The 22,635-nt window shown below is 70.5% G+C and carries 30 protein-coding genes; 17 read left to right on the forward strand and 13 right to left on the reverse strand.

Annotated elements, in window-relative coordinates; translation table 11 throughout:
* The first annotated feature begins 19 nt into the window (after positions 1-19).
* Entirely contained in the window at positions 20-409 is a 390-nt protein-coding gene (locus tag EZ216_RS10805; protein WP_135249739.1) for a hypothetical protein, read from the forward strand.
* 24 nt (positions 410-433) lie between these two features.
* On the opposite strand, the gene argF is transcribed toward EZ216_RS10805, so the two are convergent.
* Together argF and EZ216_RS10815 are read right to left on the reverse strand one after the other, a co-directional pair.
* Positions 434-1,357, reverse strand: coding sequence for an ornithine carbamoyltransferase (gene argF / locus EZ216_RS10810; protein WP_135249740.1), 924 nt, complete (start codon positions 1,355-1,357; stop codon positions 434-436).
* A 4-nt stretch (positions 1,358-1,361) separates the two neighbouring features.
* A complete protein-coding gene (locus tag EZ216_RS10815; protein ID WP_135249741.1) occupies positions 1,362-2,555 on the reverse strand; it encodes an aspartate aminotransferase family protein in 1,194 nt (397 codons plus the stop codon).
* A gap of 227 nt (positions 2,556-2,782) precedes the next feature.
* Here EZ216_RS10815 and EZ216_RS10820 point away from each other — a divergent pair, with 227 nt between their 5' ends.
* The gene (locus EZ216_RS10820; RefSeq protein ID WP_135249742.1) at positions 2,783-3,082 is read left to right on the forward strand and encodes a DUF3579 domain-containing protein; all 300 of its coding nucleotides are present in this window, start codon (positions 2,783-2,785) and stop codon (positions 3,080-3,082) included.
* A 220-nt stretch (positions 3,083-3,302) separates the two neighbouring features.
* Here the strand turns inward: EZ216_RS10820 and rpsT are convergent, their stop codons facing one another.
* On the reverse strand, positions 3,303-3,605 hold the full coding sequence (gene rpsT, locus EZ216_RS10825; protein ID WP_135249743.1) for a 30S ribosomal protein S20: 303 nt from the start codon (positions 3,603-3,605) through the stop codon (positions 3,303-3,305).
* Between the two features lie 110 nt (positions 3,606-3,715).
* Between rpsT and murJ the strand changes: the two genes are divergently transcribed.
* Positions 3,716-5,269: a murein biosynthesis integral membrane protein MurJ gene (gene murJ, locus EZ216_RS10830; RefSeq protein ID WP_135249744.1), complete on the forward strand. Its 1,554-nt coding sequence runs from the start codon at positions 3,716-3,718 to the stop codon at positions 5,267-5,269.
* Between the two features lie 70 nt (positions 5,270-5,339).
* The gene (locus tag EZ216_RS10835; RefSeq protein WP_135249745.1) at positions 5,340-6,191 is read left to right on the forward strand and encodes a SirB1 family protein; all 852 of its coding nucleotides are present in this window, start codon (positions 5,340-5,342) and stop codon (positions 6,189-6,191) included.
* On the opposite strand, the gene EZ216_RS10840 is transcribed toward EZ216_RS10835, so the two are convergent.
* The 4 genes from EZ216_RS10840 to purM all read right to left on the reverse strand — a co-directional run bounded on the left by EZ216_RS10840 (position 6,188) and on the right by purM (position 9,536).
* Positions 6,188-7,162: a GlxA family transcriptional regulator gene (locus EZ216_RS10840; protein ID WP_135249746.1), complete on the reverse strand. Its 975-nt coding sequence runs from the start codon at positions 7,160-7,162 to the stop codon at positions 6,188-6,190. The genes EZ216_RS10835 and EZ216_RS10840 overlap by 4 nt on opposite strands.
* A 2-nt stretch (positions 7,163-7,164) precedes the next feature.
* The gene (locus EZ216_RS10845; RefSeq protein WP_135249747.1) at positions 7,165-7,725 is read right to left on the reverse strand and encodes a cysteine hydrolase family protein; all 561 of its coding nucleotides are present in this window, start codon (positions 7,723-7,725) and stop codon (positions 7,165-7,167) included.
* Between the two features lie 99 nt (positions 7,726-7,824).
* Positions 7,825-8,499 (reverse strand): GNAT family N-acetyltransferase, encoded by a 675-nt coding sequence (locus EZ216_RS21615; protein ID WP_205959655.1) that lies wholly within the window; start codon positions 8,497-8,499, stop codon positions 7,825-7,827.
* A 5-nt stretch (positions 8,500-8,504) separates the two neighbouring features.
* Complete coding sequence (gene purM / locus EZ216_RS10855) at positions 8,505-9,536, reverse strand: phosphoribosylformylglycinamidine cyclo-ligase (protein ID WP_135249748.1); 1,032 nt, start codon at positions 9,534-9,536, stop codon at positions 8,505-8,507.
* Between the two features lie 100 nt (positions 9,537-9,636).
* On the opposite strand from purM, the gene EZ216_RS10860 reads away from it, so the two are divergent.
* From EZ216_RS10860 to atpE, 7 genes are read left to right on the forward strand one after another with little or no spacing between them, the layout of a single operon-like run.
* Complete coding sequence (locus EZ216_RS10860) at positions 9,637-10,707, forward strand: AI-2E family transporter (protein WP_135249749.1); 1,071 nt, start codon at positions 9,637-9,639, stop codon at positions 10,705-10,707.
* Complete coding sequence (gene hda / locus EZ216_RS10865) at positions 10,704-11,378, forward strand: DnaA regulatory inactivator Hda (protein WP_135249750.1); 675 nt, start codon at positions 10,704-10,706, stop codon at positions 11,376-11,378. The genes EZ216_RS10860 and hda overlap by 4 nt, the downstream gene beginning before the upstream one ends.
* Positions 11,375-12,061: an HAD family hydrolase gene (locus EZ216_RS10870; protein ID WP_135249751.1), complete on the forward strand. Its 687-nt coding sequence runs from the start codon at positions 11,375-11,377 to the stop codon at positions 12,059-12,061. The genes hda and EZ216_RS10870 overlap by 4 nt, the downstream gene beginning before the upstream one ends.
* On the forward strand, positions 12,058-13,647 hold the full coding sequence (pcnB, locus tag EZ216_RS10875) for a polynucleotide adenylyltransferase PcnB (RefSeq protein ID WP_135249752.1): 1,590 nt from the start codon (positions 12,058-12,060) through the stop codon (positions 13,645-13,647). The genes EZ216_RS10870 and pcnB overlap by 4 nt, the downstream gene beginning before the upstream one ends.
* A 2-nt stretch (positions 13,648-13,649) precedes the next feature.
* The gene (locus EZ216_RS10880) at positions 13,650-14,126 is read left to right on the forward strand and encodes a glutaredoxin domain-containing protein (protein ID WP_135249753.1); all 477 of its coding nucleotides are present in this window, start codon (positions 13,650-13,652) and stop codon (positions 14,124-14,126) included.
* A 4-nt stretch (positions 14,127-14,130) separates the two neighbouring features.
* Positions 14,131-14,589 carry a 2-amino-4-hydroxy-6-hydroxymethyldihydropteridine diphosphokinase gene (folK, locus tag EZ216_RS10885; RefSeq protein ID WP_135249754.1) on the forward strand — a complete coding sequence of 153 codons (459 nt, stop codon included), beginning with the start codon at positions 14,131-14,133 and terminating at the stop codon, positions 14,587-14,589.
* Between the two features lie 40 nt (positions 14,590-14,629).
* Positions 14,630-14,872 (forward strand): F0F1 ATP synthase subunit C, encoded by a 243-nt coding sequence (gene atpE / locus EZ216_RS10890; protein WP_135249755.1) that lies wholly within the window; start codon positions 14,630-14,632, stop codon positions 14,870-14,872.
* 3 nt (positions 14,873-14,875) lie between these two features.
* On the opposite strand, the gene EZ216_RS10895 is transcribed toward atpE, so the two are convergent.
* Both EZ216_RS10895 and EZ216_RS10900 read right to left on the reverse strand, forming a co-directional pair.
* Positions 14,876-16,129, reverse strand: a complete 1,254-nt coding sequence (locus tag EZ216_RS10895; RefSeq protein WP_135249756.1) for a c-type cytochrome — start codon at positions 16,127-16,129, stop codon at positions 14,876-14,878.
* Positions 16,126-16,833, reverse strand: coding sequence for a c-type cytochrome (locus EZ216_RS10900; RefSeq protein ID WP_239024336.1), 708 nt, complete (start codon positions 16,831-16,833; stop codon positions 16,126-16,128). The genes EZ216_RS10895 and EZ216_RS10900 overlap by 4 nt, the downstream gene beginning before the upstream one ends.
* A gap of 106 nt (positions 16,834-16,939) precedes the next feature.
* Between EZ216_RS10900 and EZ216_RS10905 the strand changes: the two genes are divergently transcribed.
* Positions 16,940-17,119, forward strand: coding sequence for a hypothetical protein (locus EZ216_RS10905; RefSeq protein ID WP_135249757.1), 180 nt, complete (start codon positions 16,940-16,942; stop codon positions 17,117-17,119).
* 4 nt (positions 17,120-17,123) lie between these two features.
* Here EZ216_RS10905 and EZ216_RS10910 read toward each other — a convergent pair whose 3' ends face one another.
* Positions 17,124-17,384 carry a 2Fe-2S iron-sulfur cluster-binding protein gene (locus EZ216_RS10910; protein WP_239024337.1) on the reverse strand — a complete coding sequence of 87 codons (261 nt, stop codon included), beginning with the start codon at positions 17,382-17,384 and terminating at the stop codon, positions 17,124-17,126.
* Positions 17,385-17,453: 69 nt separating this feature from the next.
* Between EZ216_RS10910 and EZ216_RS10915 the strand changes: the two genes are divergently transcribed.
* The 3 genes from EZ216_RS10915 (at position 17,454) to EZ216_RS10925 (ending at position 18,992) form a co-directional block, all read left to right on the forward strand.
* Entirely contained in the window at positions 17,454-18,368 is a 915-nt protein-coding gene (locus EZ216_RS10915; protein WP_135249759.1) for a DUF808 domain-containing protein, read from the forward strand.
* A gap of 78 nt (positions 18,369-18,446) precedes the next feature.
* Entirely contained in the window at positions 18,447-18,707 is a 261-nt protein-coding gene (locus tag EZ216_RS10920; RefSeq protein WP_135249760.1) for a hypothetical protein, read from the forward strand.
* A 105-nt stretch (positions 18,708-18,812) separates the two neighbouring features.
* Positions 18,813-18,992 carry a hypothetical protein gene (locus EZ216_RS10925; protein WP_135249761.1) on the forward strand — a complete coding sequence of 60 codons (180 nt, stop codon included), beginning with the start codon at positions 18,813-18,815 and terminating at the stop codon, positions 18,990-18,992.
* Positions 18,993-19,240: 248 nt separating this feature from the next.
* Here EZ216_RS10925 and EZ216_RS10930 read toward each other — a convergent pair whose 3' ends face one another.
* Complete coding sequence (locus tag EZ216_RS10930; RefSeq protein ID WP_135249762.1) at positions 19,241-19,624, reverse strand: hypothetical protein; 384 nt, start codon at positions 19,622-19,624, stop codon at positions 19,241-19,243.
* A 72-nt stretch (positions 19,625-19,696) separates the two neighbouring features.
* Here EZ216_RS10930 and EZ216_RS10935 point away from each other — a divergent pair, with 72 nt between their 5' ends.
* Both EZ216_RS10935 and EZ216_RS10940 read left to right on the forward strand, forming a co-directional pair.
* The gene (locus EZ216_RS10935; RefSeq protein WP_205959656.1) at positions 19,697-20,572 is read left to right on the forward strand and encodes a hypothetical protein; all 876 of its coding nucleotides are present in this window, start codon (positions 19,697-19,699) and stop codon (positions 20,570-20,572) included.
* A gap of 141 nt (positions 20,573-20,713) precedes the next feature.
* Positions 20,714-21,367: a L,D-transpeptidase gene (locus EZ216_RS10940; RefSeq protein WP_135249763.1), complete on the forward strand. Its 654-nt coding sequence runs from the start codon at positions 20,714-20,716 to the stop codon at positions 21,365-21,367.
* A gap of 42 nt (positions 21,368-21,409) precedes the next feature.
* Here the strand turns inward: EZ216_RS10940 and EZ216_RS10945 are convergent, their stop codons facing one another.
* Positions 21,410-21,853 carry a DUF4864 domain-containing protein gene (locus tag EZ216_RS10945; RefSeq protein ID WP_135249764.1) on the reverse strand — a complete coding sequence of 148 codons (444 nt, stop codon included), beginning with the start codon at positions 21,851-21,853 and terminating at the stop codon, positions 21,410-21,412.
* A 392-nt stretch (positions 21,854-22,245) separates the two neighbouring features.
* Positions 22,246-22,635: tetratricopeptide repeat protein (locus tag EZ216_RS10950; protein WP_205959657.1), on the reverse strand; the 390-nt coding region annotated here is incomplete at its 5' end.

The raw sequence follows: 22,635 nt of genomic DNA on the forward strand, positions 1-22,635 counted from the left end.
TCACGAAGGGAGAGAAACCATGGAACTGCAAACCGCGCGCGAGATTATCGACACCCTCGCGCAAGGCATCCACCCGGTCACGGGCGAAGTGATGCCGGAAGAAAGCCCGTACAACGCGCCGCCGGTCATCCGCGCGCTGTTCGCGGTGTCGCAGGCGCTGCAGGGCGCCGCGGGGGCCGTCGCGCCGGCCCGCGCGAAGCGCGCCCGCGCCGAGCTTCCGCCCAACACGGGCAAGCCGTGGTCGGCGGAAGACGACGAACAGCTGCGGCTGGGCTTCTCCGCCGGCACGCCGACGAAAGACCTGGCCGCGGCCCTGGGCCGCACGCGCTGGGCGATCGAGTCGCGGCTGGTGAAGCTGGGGCTGATGACGCTGGGCACTGCGCCGGCGGCGCAATCCGCGGCGCATTGAAGCTTGCGAGGGGAGGCGGGCGCGTCAGCCCTTGACGCGCCCGAGCAGCAGGTACTCCATGAGCGCCTTCTGCACGTGCATGCGGTTCTCGGCCTCGTCCCACACCACCGACTGCGGGCCGTCGATGACTTCGGCCTGCACTTCCTCGCCGCGGTGCGCGGGCAGGCAGTGCATGAACAGCGCGTCGGGCTTGGCCACGCGCATCATGTCCTCGTCCACGCACCACTCGGCGAAAGCCTTGCGGCGCTCCTCGTTCTCGGCCTCGAAGCCCATGCTGGTCCACACGTCGGTGGTCACCAGGTCGGCGCCACGGCACGCGTCCATGGGGTCGCGGAAAACGCGGTAGCTGTCGGCGCTGCGCACGCCGGCCACGTCCTGGTCGACCTCGTAACCGCTGGGCGTGGAGACGTGCACCTTGAATCCCAGCAGGTCGGCCGCCTGCAGCCAGGTGTTGGCCATGTTGTTGCCGTCGCCCACCCAGGCCACGGTCTTGCCCTGGATGGAACCGCGGTGCTCGATGTACGTGAAGATGTCCGCCAGGATCTGGCAGGGGTGGAACTCGTTGGTCAGGCCGTTGATCACCGGCACGCGCGAATGCGCGGCGAAGCTTTCGATCTTGTCCTGGCCGAAGGTGCGGATCATCACCAGGTCCACCATGCGGCTGATGACGCGCGCGCTGTCCTCGATGGGCTCGGCGCGGCCCAGCTGGCTGTCGCCGGTGGTCAGGTGCACCACGCTGCCGCCCAGCTGGTACATGCCGGCCTCGAAGCTCACGCGCGTGCGCGTGGAAGCCTTCTCGAAGATCATCGCCAGCGTGCGGTCGGCCAGCGGGTGGTACTTCTCGTACGCCTTGAACTTGCGCTTGATCACCGCCGCGCGCTCGAACAGCCAGGCGTAGTCGTCCGCGGTGAGGTCGGTGAACTGCAGGTAATGCTGGATCTGCGTCATGGGCTCACTCGGCCAGGAAGGCCTTCACCAGCGGCGCGAGGATGCCCACGCATTCGTCGGCGTCCGCCTTCGTGTAGATCAGCGGCGGCAAGAGGCGTACCACGCTGTCGGCGGTGACGCTGATCAGCAGGCCGGCTTCCGCGGCGCGGTTCACCAGCACGCCGCATGGGCGGTCCAGCTCCATGCCCAGCATCAGGCCCTGGCCGCGAATGTCCTTCACCTGCGGCAGGCCGCCCAGCTCGCGCGCCAGCGCGCCCTTCAGGTACGCGCCGACTTCCGCCGCGTTGTCCAGCAGGCGATCCTCTTCCATGATGCGGATGGTCTCCACGCCCGCGCGCATGGCCAGCGGGTTGCCGCCGAAGGTGGTGCCGTGGTTGCCCGGCTGGAAGATGTTGGCCGCCTTGGGGCCGGCGACGACGGCGCCGATGGGCACGCCCGAGCCCAGGCCCTTGGCCAGCGGCATCACGTCCGGCACGATGCCCGCCCACTGATGCGCGAACCACTTGCCGGTGCGGCCCATGCCGCACTGCACCTCGTCGATCATCAGCAGCCAGCCGCGCTGGTCGCACAGCTCGCGCACCTGCTGCAGGTACTCGATGCGCATCGGGTTGATGCCGCCTTCGCCCTGGATGGTCTCGAAGAACACGGCCACCACGTCCTTGTCGCCCTCGGTGGCGGCCTTCAGCGCGGCGATGTCGTTCATCGGCACGCGCACGAAGCCTTCCACCAGCGGGCCGAAGCCCTTCTGCACCTTCTCGTTGCCGGTGGCCGACAGCGTGGCGATGCTGCGGCCATGGAATGCCTTCTCGTACACCACGATCTTCGGGCGCTCGATGCCCTTGTCGTGGCCGTACTTGCGCGCCAGCTTGAGGGCCGCCTCGTTGGCTTCCAGGCCCGTGCAGCAGAAGAACACGTTGGTCATGCCGGACAGCTGCGTCAGCTTGGCCGCCAGCTTCTCCTGGTTGGGCACGTGGTAGTAGTTGCTGCTGTGGATCAGCTTGGCCACCTGGTCCTGGATGGCCGGCACGAACTTGGGGTGGTTGTGGCCCAGCGTGTTGACGGCGATGCCGGCCAGCGCGTCCAGGTATTCCTTGCCGTTGACGTCCCACACTCGCGCGCCCTGCCCATGCGACAGCGCGATCGGCACTCGGCCGTAAGTGTTCATCGTGTGGGGCGAAGCCGCCTCGATCCGGGCCATCGGCACTCTCCAGAAATGAAAATCGGCTCAAGGAGTGAGCCGTTGAGGCCTGATTCTAGGCACATCGCCAGGGCGGCTTGCTTGACGATTGCGCATCACAGTCATGCGGTGCGAAGCTGGCGCGCCGCCCTGCCCCGATCCGTCGCAACTCTTATATAAGATAAAATTCTTGTGCGTTGCAGCATGGGCGATCCCCGTCTGCGCACGCCCCTCCCGCCAGCACCCGAATGGTCCCCAGCACCGCCAAAGTCGTCTTCATCCAGGGCATCACCCGGGATGGGCGCACCTTCAGGCCGAGCGACTGGGCCGAGCGGCTCGCGGGCGTCATGAGCTCCTTCCGCCCGGGCGGCGCCACGCCCGGCAGCCACCTCAGCTATTCGCCCTGGTGCGTGCCGCGCGTCATCGACGGCGTGAAGACCATCGTCGTGCACAGCGACCTGCGCGCGCACGACCCCATGGCCTGGGACTTCGTGATGAACTTCGCGCGCGACAACGACCTGCGCGTGGCGGAACAGCCGGCTGGCTGAACGGCCGCCCGCCCCAGCGCGTCATGCCGGGCTTGACCCGGCATCCATCACCGGACCTCGTCGTCGCGCGGGCAATTCCTCCCGGAGGTGGATCCCGGCGTTCGCCGGGATGACAGCCGGAAACGACAAAACCGCCCGAAGGCGGTTTTGCGTTTGCTGGCAGCGCACCCGTTTCAAACGGCGGGCTTCATGGAAGCCCGGGCTGGTTGCCTGGTGAACCTCAGGCGGCGGCTTGTGCCAGGCCCTTGACCTTGGCAGCCAGGCGGCTCTTGTCGCGAGCGGCCTTGTTCTTGTGGAAGATGCCCTTGTCGGCGACGGTGTCGACGATGCTCTGGGCCTTGGCGAACAGTTCCGTGGCCTTGGCCTTGTCGCCGGCGGCGACGGCCTTTTCCACGTTCTTGACGGCGGTGCGGTAACGCGAACGCAGCGAGGTGTTGGCGGCGTTCAGCTTGACGTCCTGGCGGGCGCGCTTGCGGCCCGACGCCAGGCGCGGGTTCTTCTTCTTGGGTTTGGCGGATGCCATGTGTGTGATTCCTTTACGTGTCTGAGGATGTTGCCAGCAAAGCCCTCCATTGTAAGCGAAGTGCCAACTCTGTCCCAACCCCCTGAAAACAGGCCGGTACACTCGAGCTGGTGAGCCTGTTCAAAGCCGCTTCCACGGTCTCCCTCCTCACGCTGGCGTCGCGGGTCACCGGGCTGGTGCGCGACATGCTGATGGTCTCGGTCTTCGGCGTCAGCGCGCTCACCGACGCCTTCTACGTCGCCTTCCGCATCCCCAACCTGTTCCGCCGCGTGTTCGGCGAAGGCGCCTTCAGCCAGGCTTTCGTCCCGGTGCTCGCCGCTTCCCGGGCCACCGAAGGCGATGGCGGCGCCAAGGCGCTGGTGGACCACGTGTCCACCGTGCTGCTGTGGACGCTGGTGCTGCTGTGCGTGGCGGGCGTGGTGGGGGCACCGCTGCTGGTGTGGGCGCTGGCCAGCGGGCTGCAGGCGCACGACGCCGCGGTGGTGATGACGCGCTGGATGTTCCCCTACATCGGCTTCATGTCGCTGGTGGCGCTGGCGGGCGGCATCCTCAACACCTGGAAGAAGTTCGCGGTGCCGGCGGCGTCGCCCGTGCTGCTGAACGTGACGCTGATCTTCTCCATCGTCGCCATCGTGCCGGTGTTCCAGCGCCTGGGCATCGAGCCGATCTATTCGCAATGCGTGGGCGTCATGCTGGGCGGCGTGCTGCAGCTGCTGATCCAGCTGCCCGCGCTGCGGCGCATCGGCATGCTGCCGCGCATCGGCGTCGCGGTCTCCAGCTTGCGCGCGTCACTGAGCGATCCCGCCACCCGCCGCATCCTCGGGCTGATGCTGCCGGCGATGCTGGGCGTCAGCGTCGCGCAGATCTCGCTGCTGATCAACACGCAGATCGCTTCGCACCTGGCGGCGGGCAGCGTCAGCTGGCTCAACTCGGCCGACCGGCTGATGGAGTTCCCCACCGCGCTGCTCGGCGTCGCGCTGGGCGTGGTGTTGATGCCGCAGCTGGCCGCCGCGCGCGCCAGCGGCGAGGCTGAGAGGTATTCCTCGATGCTGGACTGGGGCCTGCGCGCCGTCGTGCTGCTCGCCATTCCGTGTTCGGTGGCGTTGCTGGTGTTCGCGCGGCCGCTGGTCGCCACGCTGTTCCACTACGGCGCGTTCAAGGCCAGCGACGTCGACCAGGTCGCGATCGCGCTCGCGGGCTACGGCTCCGGCCTGCTCGGGCTGGTGGCCATCAAGGTGCTGGCGCCCGGCTACTACGCCAGCCACGACATGAAGACGCCGATGCGCATCGCCATCGTGGCGCTGGTGGCGACGCAGGCGCTGAACGTCGCGCTGGTGCCGCTGCTCAAGCACGCGGGGCTGGCGCTGTCCATCGGCCTGGGCGCGCTGCTCAACGCGGGCTGGCTGCTCGCCGGCCTGCGGCGCCGCGGCAGCTGGACGCCCGCGCCGGGCTGGCTGCGCTTCCTCGCGCAGGTGATCGCGGGCACGGTGCTGCTGTCGCTGTTCCTGCTGTGGGGCGCGGCGCATTTCGACTGGGTCGCATTGCGTGCGCAGCCGCTGCAGCGCGCGGCGCTGCTGGGCGGCATGGTCGCCGCGTCGGCCGCCATCTACTTCGGCGCGCTCTGGGCCGCCGGATTGAACCTGAGGCAATTTGTCACGCGCTGAACCGCGCGCCTGATGCGGCCCCCGGCCCGCCTTGACGCTGCCGGGCCACTCCATTACAACGAGCGCCACGATGGCGCCTCAATTCGAAGTTCCCACCCCGCTGGAGTACTTCCGTTCGCTGGTCGCCGACGACGACCACTTCCCCCTGCTGGAAGCCGCCGCCAGCATCGCCCAGGACGAATACCCCGACCTCGACGTGCAGCAGGTCCTCGGCGACGTCGACCAGCTGCTCGCGCGCCTGAGGCGCCGGCTGCCCGCCGACGCCGCGCCGCTGCAGCGCCTGCGCGCGCTCAACCAGTTCTTCTTTCGCGACCTCTCGTTCGGCGGCAACGTCAACGACTACTGCGACCCGGACAACAGCTACCTCAACGTCGTGCTGCGCACGCGCCGCGGCATCCAGATCTCGCTGGCCGTGCTGTGGATGGAACTGGCGCAAGGCCTGGGCCTGCACGCGCGCGGCGTGTGCTTCCCCGGCCATTTCATGGTGAAGGTGAACCTGCCCAAGGGGCAGGTGGTGATCGACCCGTTCACCGGCCAGTCGCTGTCACGCGAGGAATTGTCCGAAAGGCTGGAACCGTACAAGCGCCGCAGCGGCCTGGTGGACGAATTCGAAGTGCCGCTGGGCCTGTACCTGCAGGCCGCGCCGCCGCGCGACATCATCGCGCGCATGCTGCGCAACCTGAAGGAGATCCACCGCGCGCAGGAAGACTGGCAGCGGCTCATCGCCGTGCAGGACCGCCTGCTGGTGCTGTTGCCCGACGCGTGGGCCGAGTACCGCGACCGCGGCCTCGCGCACGCGGAGCAGGGCCACGCCGCGCTGGCGGTGCTGGACCTGGAGACCTACCTCATCCACGCCCAGGACTCGCTGGACATCGACGCCATCGCCGACCGCGTGGCCGACCTGCGCCGCGCCAAGTCCTAGGCGATCTCGCGCGCGGCGCCCGAGGGCGTTCCCGGCATCTCGAACACGCGCCACGCGCGGCGCAGCTGCGTGTCGGAGCTGAACCCCGCCAGCTCCGCCGCCTGCGTCACCGTGCGGCCCGATTGCAGCGCGGCCTGCGCCACCGCCAGCCGGATGCGCCGCAGGTAGTCCAGCGGCGGCAGGCCCGCGTGCTGCACGAACAGCCGCGTGAGATGCCGCGTCGACGTGTGCCCCGCGTGCGCCATGCTGGCCACGTCCCAGTCGCGCTGCGGCTCGCTGCTCACCGCGTCCTGCACAAGGTGCAGCGCGGCGTGCATGTGGTTGCGGTGAGAGAGGAAGGGCGACAACTCCGGGTCCTGCGGCCCGCGGCGCAGCGCCACCACCATGGTCTGCGCGACGCGCGCGGCCAGCGGCGCGCCGCACTGTTGCGCGACGAGGTGCAGTGCCAGGTCGATGCCCGTGGTGATGCCCGCGCTGGAAGCCACCGGCCCGTCGAGCACGAACACGCGGTTGTCCACCACCTGGCAGCCCGGCGCGATGGCGCGCAGTTCGTCCAGGTGCTGGTGGTGCGTGGTGGCGCGGCGGCCGTGCAGCAGGCCCGCGTGGCCCGCGAGCAGCGCGCCCGCGCAGATGGTCACCAGCCGCGGCGGCGCGGCCTGCAGCGTGCGCAGCCAGTCCACCGCGGCGCGCACGCCGGGCTTGCGCAGGGCCAGCCGCGGGCCGGGCATGCCGACCAGCACCAGCAGCGCTTCGGGCGGCAGCGATGGCGGCAGCGGCGCGAGTCCGTGCACGTGGACGCCGACCGACGTCGCGGCGTCTTGAGAAGGCCCCGTGAAGCGCAGCTCGTACGCCGGCGGCAGCCCGCCCGCGATGCGCAGCTGGTTGGCGATGCGCAAAGCCTCGGCCGGCCCCGCCCAGTCCAGCAGCAGGCTGTCTTCCAGCAGCAGGAACCAGACGGGCGTCGGCCGCATGCTCAGGCCGCGAGGCGCTGCAGCGCCTGCGGCACCGTGCAGATCGTGGCGAAGCGGTCCTTCAGCACGGTGGCGGTGCGCTGCTTGATGTCGGCCGCGGCGAGCGTGCTGCCATCCTCGTTCTGCATGTCCCACGTCAGCGTGGCGTCGGTGACGTAGTCCACCGCCCAGCCCAGGTCCGAGGCGTGGCGCGTGGTCGCTTCGCAGCACTGTTCGGTGCGGATGCCGCTGACGATCAGGCGGCTGACGCCCTGCTGCGTCAGCCACACGTCCAGGCCGGTGCCCACCAGCGAGCTGTGGCGCGACTTGTGGAAGGTGGCGGCGGGCTGGAAATCGGCCAGCCCCTGCAGCGGCCGCACCTGGCCGGATTCGACGGCGAAAGGATTGGATGCGTCCTTCGGCCCGCCCGCATGCAGCACGCGCACGACCGGCACGCCTTGCGCCTGGCAGCCTTCGATCAGCGCGTTCTGCGCGGCGAGGTAGGGCCCCAGGTCGCGCTCCGTGTAGAACGGGCGGTGGCGAAAGGATTCCTGGACGTCGATGACGAGGAGGGCGGTTTTCATGGCGAGGTTCTCCGTGGCTAGGCGCTCATCTTCCGCCGTCGCCGCGCGCCTGCGCCAGCCGGCCGCGGACGGCGGCCGGTCATTTTGCGCCATGGCGGATCAGGTGCGGGCGACCACGCGCACGGGCACCGTGCGCACGACTTCGAAGCCCAGCTTGCGATAGAGCGCGATCGCGCCGGTGTTGGACGCCATCACGTGCAGGAAGGGCGTCTCGCCGCGCGCGAGCTGCTCGCGCACGATCGCGTTGACCATCTCGCCACCCAGGCCGCGCCCTTGATGCGCGGGATCGGTGCAGACAGCGCTCACTTCGCGCCAGCGTCCGGTGTGCAGGCGTTCGCCCGCCATCGCGACGAGGCGGCCCTCTTCGAACCGGCCCAGGTAGAGGCCCAGGTCCAGGTTGCCGGGACCGAAGGGACCGGGCTTGGTGCGAGCCACCAGGTCGAGGATCGCGGGCATGTGCCCGGTGCCCAGTACGACCACTCCCGGCGAAGTCGCCGCCGGCGCCGCACCACCCGCCCAGGCCATCAGCGTGAGCGGCGCCTCGGCGCGGATCTCCCACCCTGGCGGCGTGGCGCCCGGCCACACCGGGCCATAGAAAGGCTCGCCGGCATCGCAGAACGGCACCAGGTCTTCGAAGGCCGGGTGCTCGTTGTCGTCGAAGGCGATCAGCCCCGCGATGCCCGGCCGGTAGCGCCGCGCACGCGCGGTGCCGACGCTGAGCGCGCGCTGCGGGCCGGAAAAGGCGGCCCAGAAGACGTTGTCCGGGACGCCCACGCCGTTCAGGCGACGACGACCGGCGCGCCGCTGCCGCGCTCGGCGATGACGCCGATCTCGTGCACCTGCTCGCCTTGCGCGCGCAGGGTGGCGGCCGTGGCGGCGGCTTCCGATGCAGCCACCACCACCACCATGCCGATGCCGTTGTTGAAGGTGCGGTTCATCTCGAAGTCGGAGATGCCCGCCGTCGACTGCAGCCAGGCGAACAGCTCGGTGCGCGGCCAGCTGCCGGCCTTCAGGTGCGCCGCCGTGCCATCGGGCAGCACGCGCGGGATGTTCTCCAGCAGGCCGCCGCCGGTGATGTGGGCCAGGGCCTTCACAGGATGCTTCGCCAGCGCGGCGAGCACCGGCTTGACGTACAGCCGCGTCGGTTCCATCACCGCTTCACGGAACGGCTTGCCGTCCAGCTTCGCCGGCAGCGAAGCGCCCGCGCGCTCGATGCACTTGCGCACCAGCGAGAAGCCGTTCGAATGCACGCCGCTGGACGCGAGGCCCAGCACCACGTCGCCCGGCTTCACGTCCCGGCCGGTGAGGATCTTCGACTTCTCGACCGCGCCGACCGCGAAGCCCGCCAGGTCGTACTCGCCCGCCGGGTACATGCCCGGCATTTCGGCCGTCTCGCCGCCGATCAGGGCGCAACCCGACAGCTCGCAGCCTTTGGCGATGCCGGCGACCACGCGGGCCGCCGTGTCCACATCCAGCTTGCCGCAGGCGAAGTAGTCCAGGAAGAAGAGCGGCTCGGCGCCCTGCACCAGCACGTCATTGACGCTCATGGCCACCAGGTCGATGCCCACGCCGTCGTGCATGCCCCATTCGAAGGCCAGCTTCAGCTTGGTGCCCACGCCGTCGGTGCCGGAGACCAGCACCGGTTCCTTGTAGCGCTTGGGCACCTCGAACAGGGCGCCGAAGCCGCCGATGCCGGCCAGCACGCCTTCGCGCATGGTTTTCCTGGCAAAAGGCTTGATGCGCTCGACCAGCGCGTCGCCCGCGTCGATGTCCACGCCGGCGTCTTTGTACGAGAGGGGAGTCTGGCTCATGGGGGGCGGGGCGGCACCGCGAGGGGCGCCCGATAGAATTTGCAGGATTTTACCGGCGGCACCCGCGCCGCACTACGCTTCCGCAGCGCCCCTCCACCCGATGCAATTCACGCCCACGCAGAAACGCGCCGCCGTCTGGACGGCCATCGCGCTGCTGGTGTTGCTGGCCTTGCGCGCCCTGGGGCCCGTGGTCACGCCCTTCGTGGTGGGGGCCGTCCTCGCCTATGCGCTCACGCCGCTGGTCGACCGGCTGGACGAAGCCGGCAGGGGCCGCGTGCCGCGCGTGCTGGCCGTGGTGGTGGTCGAGCTGCTGTTCATCGTGGCCCTGGTGGGCCTGTTCCTGCTGGTGGTGCCCATCCTGGCCAAGGAGATGCCGCTGATGCGCACCCAGGTGCCCAGCCTGTTCGACTGGCTGGACGCCACCGTGCGCCCCTGGCTGGCGCAGTTCGGCATCCACGTGGCGCTGGACATCGAAAGCCTGAAGGCCCAGCTGCTGCGTTACCTGAACACCAACTACGAGGAAGCGATGAGCCAGGTGCTGTCGTCGCTGAAGGTCGGCGGCAGCGTGGTGTTCACGCTGGTGTTCAACGCGGTGCTGATCCCGGTGGCGCTGTTCTACCTGCTGCTGGACTGGGACCGCTTCGTGCACCGCGTGCTGGAACTGGTGCCCCCGCGCATGCGTCCGGCGGTGGACTCGTTCACGCACGAAGCCGACCAGGTGCTGGGCCAGTACTTGCGCGGCCAGCTGCTGGTGATGCTGATCATGGCCACGTTCTATTCGTGCGGGCTGGCCTTGTTCGGGCTGGACCTCGCGCTGCCCATCGGCCTGTTCACCGGGCTGGCGATGTTCGTGCCTTACCTCGGGTTCGGCATCGGCCTGGCGCTGGCCACGCTCGCGGGCCTGCTGCAGTTCGCGTCGGCCAAGGCGCTGGTGATGGTGGCCGTGGTGTACGGCGCCGGCCAGGTGATCGAAGGCTTCTACGTCACCCCGCGCTTCGTCGGCGAACGCATCGGCCTGCACCCGCTGGCGGTGATCTTCGCGCTGCTCGCTTTCGCCCAGCTGTTCGGCTTCGTCGGCGTGCTGGTGGCGCTGCCCGCCAGCGCGGTGCTGCTGGTCGCCATCCGCCGCGTGCGCAGCGGCTACCTGTCCAGCCGGCTGTACCAGGGATGAAGCAGCTCACCCTTCCCATCGCCATGGCGCGCGCGCCGACGCTCGAAGCGTTCTGTGCCGGCGCCAACGAGCCGGCGCTCGCGCACCTGAAGCTGTGGTCCGGCAGCCCCACGCGCTCGCCGGTGCCCACCTACCTGTGGGGCCCCGCCGCCAGCGGCAAGACGCACCTGCTGAAAGCGGTGCAGGAAGTGCTGCGCGGGCAGGGTGCCACCGTGGGCTGGCTGGATGCTTCCGTCACCGAGCCGCCCGAGTTCGACGAGCGCTGGGCCATCGTGCTGATGGACGACGTGCACCTGTACACCGCCGTGCAGCAGCACGCGGCCTTCGCCTGGTTCGTTTCTTCGCAATCGCTGCAGCGCGGCGTGCTGGCCGCCGGTGCGTTGCCGCCCGCCGACCTGAAGCTGCGCGAGGATCTGCGCACGCGCCTGGGTTGGGGCCACGTGTTCCACCTGCAGCCGCTGTCCGAGAGCGAGCGCCGCGCGGTGCTGCGCCAGTCCGCCGACGCCCGCGGCGTGTTCCTGTCCGACGACGTGATGGACTTCATGCTCACGCGCTTCTCGCGCGACCTGGGCAGCCTGATGCTGCTGCTGGAGCAACTGGACGCCTACGCGCTGCAGACCAAGCGCGCCATCACCATCCCGCTGATCAAGTCCATGCTGGAGAACGAGTGAGCGCGCGACGCAAGCTGGCCCTGTTCGACCTCGACCACACGCTGCTGCCGATCGATTCGGACTACAGCTGGGGCGTGTTCACCCAGGCCATCGGCTGGGCCGACCCGGTGGAGTTCAAGCGCCGCAACGAAGAGTTCTTCGAGCAGTACAGGGCCGGCACGCTGGACGTGCATGCCTACGTGCGCTTCGCCACCGACGCCGTCCGCGTCAAGGGACGCGATGCTTCGTTGAAGGCGCGCGAGCGCTTCATGCGCGAAGTCATCGCGCCGGCCATCCGGCCGCAGGCGCTGCAACTCGTGGCTTCCCACCGCGACGCCGGCGACCAGGTCGCCATCGTCACAGCCACCAACGAATTCGTCACCGAACCCATCGCGCGCGCCTTCGGCGTCGAAGAGCTCATCGCGGTGAAGCTGGCGCTGGGCGCCGACGGCTGGCTCACCGGCGAGATCGACGGCATTCCCTCCACGCGCGAAGGCAAGGTCGAACGAGTGGCCCAATGGCTGACCGCGCGCGGCCTGGGCTGGGACGACGTGGAGACCACCTTCTATTCCGACTCGATGAACGACATCGCGCTGCTGGAACGCAGCGACCACCCGGTGGCGGCCAACCCCGACGCGAAGCTGCGGGGCGTCGCCGCGGCGCGCGGCTGGCGCATACTGGACCTGTTCGAACCCCATCCATGATCAAGAAATTCATCGACCGCCTGCTGGGCGGCGGCGGCACGGGCAAGTCCCGCTTCGGCAAGCGCCAGGAGATCGGCCCGCAGGAACACCAGATCGACCCCTCGCTCGTCGACGAGCGCGCGCTGAACGTGGTGCACACGCTGAAGGAAGCGGGCTTCGAGGCCTACATCGTGGGCGGCGCGGTGCGCGACCTGCTGCTGGGCCTGCGTCCCAAGGACTTCGACGTCGCCACCAACGCCACGCCCGAACAGGTCAAGGGCCTGTTCCGCCGCGCCTTCATCATCGGCCGGCGCTTCCGCATCGTGCACGTGGTGTACGGCCGCGGGCGCGAGCACGAGGTGATCGAGGTTTCCACGTTCCGCGCCTACATGGACAACGCGGCGGCGGAAGCCGTGGCGGGCAACGAGAAGACCAGCAAGAACGAGCTCTCGGGCATGAAGCACGCCGTGGACGCCAGCGGCCGCGTGCTGCGCGACAACGTGTGGGGACCGCAGGACGAAGATGCCACGCGCCGCGACTTCACCATCAACGCCATGTACTACGACCCGGAGACGCGCACCCTGGTCGACTACCACGGCGGCATGAAGGACGCCCGCAAGCTGACGCTGCGCATGATCGGCGATCCGGCCACGCGCTACCGCGAAGACCCGGTGCGCATCATCCGCGCGGTGCGCTTCCTGGCGAAGCTCAACGGGCTGGGCTTCAAGCTCGAAGCCAAGACCGCCGCGGCGCTCAAGCCTTCGCTGAAGCTGCTGTCCGACGTGCCGCAAAGCCGCCTGTTCGACGAGATGCTCAAGCTGCTGCAGACGGGGCACGCGGTGGCCACCATCGAGCAACTGCGCGCGCTGGGCCTGGCCACGGGCATCTATCCGCTGCTGGACCTGGTGGTGGAGCGCGCCGGCCTGCCTTTTGTGCGCGCGGCGCTGCAGGACACCGACCGCCGCGTGGCGGAAGGCAAGCCGGTGGCGCCCAGCTTCCTGCTGGCCTGCGTGCTGTGGTCCGACGTGCGCGACGGCTGGGCGCAGCGCCTGGCGAAGAAGGCGCACCCGTTCCCGGCGCTGCAGGACGCGATCGACCATGTGTTCGATTCGCGCATCGGCGACGTGTCGGGCCGCGGCAAGCTGGGAGCCGACATGCGCGAGATCTGGATGATGCAGCCGCGCTTCGAGAAGCGCACCGGCAACACGCCGTTCAGCCTGGTGGAGCAGCCGCGGTTCCGCGCCGGCTTCGACTTCATGCGCCTGCGCGCCGACACCGGTGAACTGGACGTGGTGCTGGCCGACTGGTGGCAGGAATTCAGCCAGGCCAGCGACGCCGTGCGCGAAGACCTGGTGGCGCAGGTGCGCGAGGAGCAGAACAAGGGCGCGCGCCGCGTGCGGGTGGTCAAGCCGCAGGAGAAGGCTTCGCCGGTGGAGCGGCCCGCCGCGGGTCCGGCCAACGCCGAAGATGAAGGCGAGCGCGAAGGCGACGAGCCGCAGGCCGAAGGCGATGCCACCGCCGCGCCCAAGAAGCGCCGCCGCCGGCGCCGCAAGCCTTCGGGCGGCGGTGGCGGCGAAGGCTCCGCGCCGCCCGCACCCCTGGAGTGACCATGAAGACCGTTCCCGCCCTCATTGCGATCGCCTTCGCCTGCGGCGCGTGGGCCCAAGGATCGGACACGGTCTACCGGTCCGTCGGGCCCGACGGGCGCGTGACCTACAGCCAGACGCCGCCCTCGCAAGGCAAGCTGGATCGCAAGCTCGAATTCGAGAAGCTCCCCGCCACGCCGCTGCCCGCGTACCTGCTGCAGTTCCGCCAGGACGTCAGCCGCGAGGCGCAGGCGCCGCAGCCCACGGGCCTGCGCCTCTTCAGCGCCACCTGGTGCGGCTACTGCAAGCAGGCCAAGGCCTGGCTGAACGCGAACGGCATGGCGTACGAGGAGCTGGACATCGACAAGTCCGCGGGCCTGGCCGGCTTCCGGCAGGCGGGCGGCGGTGGCGGCGTGCCGCTGCTGGTCGGCCCGCAGGTGCGCCTGCAGGGCTTCACGGCCGAGGCTTACGCCACCGCGCTCGCCAAGCGCCGGCCCTGAGGCCGTGGTCACCGCCTATGTCGGCCTCGGGGCCAACCTCGGCGACGCGGCCGCGGCGGTGAGCCGGGCGATCGATTCACTGGGCCGGCTGCCGCAAACACGCGTTACGGCGCAGTCGTCGCTGTACCGCAGCGCACCCGTCGATGCATCGGGCCCGGACTTCATCAACGCCGTCGCACGCATCGAGACGGGGCTGATCGCGCCCGACCTCCTGCGCGAACTGCAGCGCATCGAAACCGCGGCCGGCCGCGAGCGGCCGTATCGCAACGCGCCGCGCACGCTGGACCTGGACCTGCTGCTGTACGGCAGCGCGCACATCGACAGCCCCGCACTCACCGTGCCGCACCCGCGCCTGAAGGAGCGGGCCTTCGTGCTGCGCCCGCTGGAGGAGATCGCGCCCGACTTGGTCGGCGATGCGGACCTGCAGCGCATGACGTCGCAGGTCATTGCCCGCATTCCCTGAGTCCGCGACCATGGAGCTGTCCACAACGAAGGAGGTTCACATGACAGACACCGGACTGATCGCACTGGCTTGCGGCCTGATCATCGGCCTGGGCGCCATCGGCGCCTGCCTGGGCATCGGCACCATGGGCGGCCGCTTCATCGACGGCGCGGTGCGCCAGCCGGAGATGATGGAACCGCTGCAGGTCAAGATGTTCCTGCTGGCGGGCCTGATCGACGCCAACTTCCTGATCGGCGTCGGGGTGGCGATGATGTTCGTCTTCGCCAACCCGTTCGCGCACTGAGGCCTAGCGTTCCGCGCCGCCGCGTTGCTGGGCGACGTCCAGCTCCGTCACCGGCGGCGCCTGGTTGCCCCATGACGTGCGGATGTGCGTCAGCACCGCGGCCACGTCGACGTCGTTCAGCTTCATCACGTACGGCGGCATGCCGAAAGGCCGCGGGTTGCCCGCGGTGGCCGGCGGGTAGCCGCCGCCCAGCACCACCTGCACCAGGTTGGCGGTGACGGGCATGGTCACCGCGCGGTTGCCCGCCAGCGGCGGATACGCAGCGGCGACGCCTTCGCCCTTCTCGCCGTGGCACTGCGTGCAGTGCTCGCCGTAAATGCGCGCGCCGCGCAGCGCCACCGCGGAGTCGACCTGCCGCGTGCCGGATGCGGGCGCCGCTTCCACCGGCGGCAGCGATTTCAGGAACACGGCCATCGCTTCCGCGTCCTGCTCCGACAGGTATTGCGTGCTGTACTGGACTACCTCCGCCATCGGTCCCAGCACCGTGGCGCCGCGCGCCGCGCCGTGCCGCAGCAGCCGTGCCGCGTCTTCGGTCGGCCAGTCGGCCACGCCCGCTTCCCTGGCCGACGCGAGCGAGGGCGCGTACCAGTTCTGCATCGGGATGAGGCCGCCCGACAGGTCCATCATGTCGCTGCTGGCGCCCAGCGCGTTGCGCGCCGTGTGGCAGGCGGCGCAGTGGCCCAGGCCGCGCACCAGGTACGCGCCGCGGTTCCATTGCGCGGACCGCTTCGTGTCCTCTTCGTACACGCCGGGGCGGAAATACAGCGCGCGCCACGCGGCCAGCGCGGCCTGCGTGTTGTACGGCCAGCGCAGGTTGTGCGGCGTGTTCTCTTTCGCCACGGCGGGCACGGTGCGCAGGAAGGCGAACAGCGCGTCCGAATCGGCCCGCGTCACTTCCGTGTAGTTGGGATACGGGAACGCGGGATAGAGCAGCCGCCCGTCGGGGGTGCGCCCATGGTGCAGCGCGCGCCAGAAGTCGTCGCTGCTCCAGGAGCCGATGCCGTTCTTCGGATCGGGCGTGAGGTTGCTCGAGAAGACGGTGCCGAACGGCGTGTCGATCGCGCGCCCGCCGGCCCACGCCGCGCCGCCGCGGTCGGTGTGGCAGGTCATGCAGTTGCCGGCACGCGCGAGGTACGCGCCGCGCTCGGCGGAACCCGGTGCGGACGAAGGCGGCATCTCGGTCGAGTAGTTGGCGTGCCAGCCCCAGGCCAGCACGGCGATCACCGCGATCGCGATGGCGAGCAGGACACGCTTCATGGCTGCTGCCTCCCCGCCGGCAGCGAGGCGCTGCCGCAGGCGATGGGCGGCGGTGACGGCAGCTTGTCGGCGGGATGCGTCTGCGCCGGCAGCGGCTGGCCGGCGATCCACGTGGCCACCGCGTTCAGGTCCTCGGGCGACAGCGTGCGCGCCACCTGCGACATGCAATCGGGCGCGTGCGCGCGGCGCTGGCCGGTGCGCCACGCACCCAGCTGCGCATTCAGGTAGTCGCGCGGCAGGCCGAGCAGGCCGGGCGTGTTGGGCAGCACGCCGGTCAGCGCGGCGCCGTGGCAGCCCGCGCAGGCCGGCAGCTTCACGGCCGGGTCGCCTTCCAGCGCGAGCCGGCGGCCGCGCTCCAGCTGCTCGGGCGTGGCGCGCGGCGCGGGCGGCTGCGCGTACGGCAGGTCCAGCGAGGAGAAGTGCTTCGCGATCTCCAGCAGGTAGTCCTCGGACAGCGGGTCCAGCAGGCGCGTCATCGGCGCGTAGTGGCGGCGTCCGTCGCGGAAGTTGAGAAGCTGGTTGTACAGGTAGCCGGCGGGCTTGCCCGCGATGCGAGGGTAGTAGCCATCGGGGCCCGCGCGGCCCTGGGCGCCGTGGCAGGCGGTGCAGGCCAGCGTCCGCTGGGCCATGGTGTCCTCGAACGGCGCGGCTTGCGCGGCCCCCGCGGCCAGCAGCGCGATGAGCAGATGGAAGAGCTTGGTCACAGGGGCGTGATCATGCCGCAGCGCGGTGCACGGCCGTGGCCGACGCGTCCGCGTCCTACAGCCTGGCCACGCGCGGCGCTCCTAGAGTGGCCCCAGGAGCCCTGCCATGAACAAGCCCGCTTCCGCGCCCGACGTCATGCCGCCGCACGAACTGCCGCCGCCCGACCAGGACGAAGTGCCCGAAGGCACGAACGCCACCATCCACCACCCCGACGACCACGCGGCCGAGCATCCGGCGCGCGAGGACCACAAGCCGCGCGCGCCTTACGTCACCGGCAACACCTGACGCATCACTCCAGCACCAGGTCCGAAGCCGGGTGCGCCACGCACGGCAGGATCCAGCCTTCCGACTTCTCCCCGGCCAGCAGGCCGGGCCACTCGATGCGGTAGACCACCGCGCCGGACCGCAGCCTGCGGATGCAGGTGCGGCAGGTGCCGTTGCGGCACGAGCTGGCGAGCGGCCAGCCCGCTTCCTGCGCGGACAGCAGCAGGGGCCGGTCTGCCGGCGCATCGAACGTTGCGTCCTCGGCCAGCAGCCGAACGCGGAACATGACAGGGCTCCCGGCCGGCTCGTCCATGCCGCATCATAGGCAGACGATCCTTCCCATCACGACAACGACATGGCCTCGAGTTTCTTCGCGCTGCTGGACGACATCGCCACCATCCTGGACGACGTCTCGCTGCTCACCAAGGTCGCCGCCAAGAAGACGGCGGGCGTGCTCGGCGACGACCTCGCGCTGAACGCGCAGCAGGTGTCGGGCGTGTCCGCCGATCGCGAGCTGCCGGTCGTGTGGGCGGTGGCCAAGGGCTCGCTGGTCAACAAGCTCATCCTCGTGCCGGCCGCGTTGGCGATCAGCGCCATCGCGCCCTGGGCGGTGCTGCCGCTGCTGATGGTGGGCGGCGCCTACCTTTGCCTGGAAGGCGCGGAGAAGCTCGCGCACCGCTTCCTGCACGACGGCCGCGACGATGCGCGGGCGCGCGAACTCGAGAAGGCGCTGGCCGACCCGGACGTCGACGTGCGCGCGCTGGAGAAGGACAAGATCCGCGGCGCGGTGCGCACCGACTTCATCCTCTCGGCCGAGATCATCGTCATCGCGCTCGGCTCGGTGGCCGATGCGCCGCTGCCCACGCGCGTGGCGGTGCTCGCGGCCATCGGCGTGGTGATGACCGCCGGGGTGTACGGGCTGGTGGGCGGCATCGTGAAGCTGGACGACCTGGGGCTGTGGCTCACGAGGCGCGCGGGCACGGCCGCGCAGGCCATCGGGCGCGGCATCCTGTGGCTCGCGCCGTGGTTGATGCGCGCGCTGTCGGTCGCGGGCACGGTCGCCATGTTCCTGGTGGGCGGCAGCATCCTCGCGCATGGCGTGCCGGCGCTGGAACACGCGGTGGAGAACGCCGCCGAAGCGTTGCCGGGCGCGCTGGGTGCCGTGGCGGTGTTGCTCGGGCATGGGGTGGTGGGCCTGGTGGCGGGCGCCGTCCTTGTGGCCGTCGTGGAATCCGCGCGCCGCATGCTCGCGCGCCGCGCGCACGCCTGACGCTCCGCGCAAGTCCTACACCGCGCGCCGAGCGGCGCCGTCGCGGACCGTGCACGCGGTGCGCCAGCATCGGTCCCCATGGAGCTTCCGGACTGGATCGGCCTGGTGCAATGGCCCGCGATGGCGGCCAGCCTGTGTGCGGCGTGGTTGATCGCTTCCAGCCACCAGCGCCGCCGCAACATCGGCTTCTGGGTATTCCTGGCCAGCAACGTGCTGTGGGTCCTGTGGGGCTGGCATGACGGCGCCTGGGCGCTCATCGCGCTGCAGGTGGCGCTGGCGGCCCTGAACGTGCGCGGCGTGGCGAAGACCGAGCCCGCCGGCCGACCGCCGCGCAAGTAGTCCCCGTCCTACCAACGGTCGAGCCAGCCGCGCATGCGCGGCCGTTGCTCTGCCGCTGAAGATTCCGCCCATGGCGGTCCTCACCGCCGGGAAGGGAATTCAGCCATGACCCGCCTGCAGCAGCACGCCATCTCCGCCCATGACGCCACGCCGGCGGAAACGCACACCGTCGGCGTTCCGGCCGACGACGACTACGCCATCGGCTTCGAGAGCGCGGATCCTTCGCTGCAGTTCGAAGCGTGGGAGCCGCTGATCGCGCAAATGCCCGCTTCACCGATGGGTTGAACGTGCGACGCCGCTGCAAATCGTGACAGCGGCGGTCCTACAAGCCGTGCCGTTCTCAGCTCACTTCGCGGCTCGGGTGGCCCGACCTAATCTTTGGTCCAGCCGGCGCCTTGCGGTGCCAACGCAAAGCCGGCGCCGTTCCACCCACCATCCCCCTAGTGGGCACTTCATCGAAGGAGTTCGAACATGAGCGCAACCAAGACCACCCTCACCACCCTCGCCACGGCCGCCGCCCTGGCTTTCGGCGGCTACGCCATCGCCCAATCCAGCGGCACGTCCGGCTCGGCCGGCTCCACGGCCTCGGGCTCCTCCGGCGGCAACGGCGCCACGCCTGCGGCGGGCAGCACGCCTTCGTCCACGCAGTCGATGGGCGCTTCGGGTTCGTCGGGCAGCACCACGGCGCCGTCGTCGGCTTCGGGTTCGTCCAGCTCTTCGCCGAGCACGATGGGCGCCAGCGGCTCCTCGTCCACGACCACCCCGTCGTCGTCTTCGGACACCTCCAGCAGCAGCCCCTCGACCTCGGGCAGCAGCGGCACCATGGGCGCCTCGGGCAGCAGCACCGACACGACGACCTCCGGCTCCAGCAGCTCGGACACCTCGTCCAGCAACCGCGCGGCCCGCGCCGACCGCAACTAAGCACCCGCTCGTTGCCTGCAAGGGGGCGGGTCCATCCGGGGCCCGCCCCTTTCTTTTTGCCCAATGCCATGACACAAGACCCGCAACACCCCGCCAACGAAACCGCCGGCGCGCGCGCGCGCCGCGTCCCCGCCTGGATCTGGCGTGCCGCCTTCATCGCGGTGACGGTTTCGCTGGCGACGTGGGCCGGCTATCTCAACCGGCCGAAGCCGCCCGGGCCGCAGCCGGCGGCCGTGGCGCCGCGCGCGGAAGCCGCGCCGCAGCCGGCGCGACCCGCCAGGCAGCGGCTGCCCCATTTCGCCGCCGTCTTCGGCGACGAGCATCCTTCCGCCGACGTGCGCCTCGTCGCCAACTGGGTGGCGGACTCCGGCGACGCCGACGGCCGCGCGTTCGTCGTCATCGACAAGAAGCAGGCGCGCGTGTGGGTGTTCGGCCCGCTCGGCGACCTGATCTCGCAGGCGCCCGCGCTGCTGGGCGCGGCGGTCGGCGACGATCCCGTGCCGGGCATCGGCGAGAAGCCGCTGTCGCAGGTGAAGCCGGAAGAGAAGACCACGCCGGCCGGCCGCTTCGTCGCGGAGCCTGGGGTGAACGCCAACGGCGAGGACATCGTCTGGGTGTCGTACGACCTGGCCGTCTCCATGCACCGCGTGCGGCCGCTGGTGAAGGCCGAGCGCCGCCTGGAGCGCCTGGCTTCGCCCACGCCCGACGACAACCGCATCTCGTTCGGCTGCATCAACCTGCCGACGGCCTTCTACGAGCAGGTGCTGGCGCCCACCGTCAAGCGGCACGGCGCGGTCGTCTACATCCTGCCGGAGACGCGCACCCCGCAGCAGCAGTTCGGCCTCTACGACGTCGACGCCCAGGCTGCCACCGCGCCGCTGGCGCATGCCCGCCTCGCCACCGCGCTCGCGCCGGTGAGCCATGGCGACGGCAACGTGAAATAGCGCACGAGGTTCGCCTCGAACCCATCCGTGACGCCCTTAAAGGAGTGTCCGCGGCACTGCCGCGCTTAGCATCCCCCACTGCTGGGCCGCTCTTGCGCGGCCCGAGAAGAACGGGCCCCGGCGCGGGGCCGGGGGACTCGGATGCGGTGGAAGGTCAGGACGGCGGCGCTGTGCGCCGCCTGGGCGGTCGTGTGCTCGGCCGCCGCGGCCGGGCGGCTGGACCCGGCGATGGAGCGGCAGGACGCGTCGGGCGACGCGCAGATGGTCGCGCGGTGGATCGCCGACAGCGGCGACACCGAAGGCAAGCCTTACCTCATCGTCGACAAGAAGGCGGCGCGTGTGTTCGTGTTCGACGGCCAGGGGCGGCTGGCCGCGTCGGCGCCGGTGCTGCTGGGCTCGGCCCGCGGCGACCACAGCGTGCCCGGCGTGGGCGAGCATGCGCAGCAGGGCGTGGTGCCGGAAGAAGAGCGCACGACGCCCGCCGGCCGCTTCGAGACGCACCCGGGCCGCAACCTCGACGGCGAGAGCATCGTCTGGTTCGACTACGAGGCCGCGCTGGCCATCCATCGTGTGCGGCCGGGCCGTTCGCAAGCCACGCGCAAGGCGCGGCTCGCGTCGGGCACGCCGGACGAGCGCCGCGTTTCCGCGGGCTGCGTGGTGGTGCCGGTCGCGTTCTTCCTCGACGTGATCGAGCCGCTGTTCGGCCGCTCGAAGGGCGTGGTGTACGTGCTGCCGGAAACGCAGGGCGCGCGCGAGCTCTTCACGCAGATCGACGCGCAGGCGGGCGCGGAATGAAAAAGCCGGGCACTGCCCGGCTTTTTTTCTGCGCGTGCGCCGTCAGACCGACTGCCAGTGGTTCTCGGCCACCACGCAGCCGCTGATGCGCCAGGTCTGGTCGGGCTGGCGTTCCAGCGCGAACAGCGCGAGCCACGACTTGTCGTCGCCATCCTTGATCTCGACGAGCTGCAGCACGCTGCCGTCCTCTTCTTCCGGCTTGAGGAAGCTGACGGAAGCGGGACGGTACACCATCGGGTAGGCGGCGCGCACCATCGCCAGGAAGCGGTTGGAGCTGCCGATGGCCGCGCGCACTTCCGGCGTCGCGGTTTCGAATGCCTTGTCGGCGTCGTCGGTGGCCAGCGCCGACAGCTGCGCCACGATGACTTCGCGCACCCTGGACACCTCGGGCTCGTCCAGCGGCACGGCCATGGCGCGGACATGGGCGCCCAGGGCCGCCAGCGCCATGGCGAGCATCGTGAGGAAGCGCAGCGTGGGCCTGGTCATGGTGGCTCCGGTGGAAAGTGGCTGTGGGAGCCAGAGTAGGCAAGCGGCCCCGCCCGCTCTGTAGGCGGAACACGCGGCGCCTCGTGCTGCAAATGCGGGGACGCGCGTGCGCACCCGCCGCGTGGTCGGCAGGCGTCCGGTGCCCGGGAGAAAGCCTCGAAACGCGGCCCCGAAGCAGGGTTCGCAAGCCGGCAATAAAGAAAGCGGCCCACCGGTGCCGCTGGACAATGTTCGTCCGTTTCGCCGCTGGCGGCGGAAGTCCGATACCTGTCTCGTGGCGCGGCGCCCCGGGGGGCACGAAGGGAAGTCTGGTGGCCGGCCCCCGCCGTGGCCGCAAGCGGTGGTCGCGAGCGGCTGTAGGCGGGCGGCCGAAGGGCTGGCCCGCCGCGCGCCTACCGGGCCGTGGTCCCGCGCTCGCGCAGCCGCTGCACGATGGATTCGCGCGTGGCGCGGATCTCGGCGGCGAAGGGGTTGCTGGTGTCGGCCGCGACCTCGTCGATGACCTTCAGCGCCTCCTGCGGGCGGCCCAGGTCGGACAGCACCTGGGCGAGGTTGTTGGTGACGATGGCCGAGCGCGGGTGGCGCCGGCGTGCTTCTTCCAGCACCTGCTGCGCCTGCGCCAGCTGGCCGCGCGCATGCAGCTGGTTGGCCAGCCCCACCGCCGCGGACAGGTTGTCGGGCCAGTGCCGCAGCGCGGTGGCGAAGGCGGTCTGCACCGCTTCGGCGTCGGCCACGCGCGCCATCGCCAGCACGGCGTTCATCCAGGCGTCTTCGGTCGCGGT

The sequence above is a fragment of the Ramlibacter humi genome (assembly GCF_004681975.1).
In the GTDB taxonomy this organism is placed as follows: domain Bacteria; phylum Pseudomonadota; class Gammaproteobacteria; order Burkholderiales; family Burkholderiaceae_C; genus Ramlibacter; species Ramlibacter humi.